Genomic DNA, 413 nt, shown 5'->3' with positions numbered 1-413 from the left:
ACTGGCTGATGAGTCGGCCCATCCTCACCAAGACCGATGGAATCATGGGTCATCACATAAATTACCCGCAACCCCATTAAGGAAGACAAACGCATGGCAGGACGCATATAGTCAGAAAAACATAAAAAAGTCCCCCCATAAGGAATAAACCCTCCATAAAGAGCAAGCCCATTCATCACTGCACCCATTGCGTGCTCGCGAATACCATAGTGCAAATAACGGCCTGAAAAATCCTCAGCAGTAACGCTTTTCATCTGGTTTGTGTGTGTAAAGTTAGAACCGGTAAAAGCAGCAGCAACACCAATGGTTACAACAACCGCCTCGGTAATGACTGCAAGGGGCATTTCAGAAGCTGTACGCGTTACAACATGGGAAAAAGGGGCGGGAGAGGACTGAACTCCAGTCAGGCAGTG

Annotated in this window: 1 pseudogene; it reads right to left on the bottom strand. The window is 47.9% G+C overall.

The features are described from left to right. Positions 1-413 (bottom strand): annotated as a pseudogene (locus J7R13_RS09150) (transketolase); the annotation flags it as partial.

The sequence above is a fragment of the Bartonella taylorii 8TBB genome, assembly GCF_902825155.1.
Lineage (GTDB): Bacteria > Pseudomonadota > Alphaproteobacteria > Rhizobiales > Rhizobiaceae > Bartonella > Bartonella taylorii_A.
Note: the sequence above shows the minus strand (reverse complement) of the source record. Positions and strands in the feature narration are given on the sequence as shown.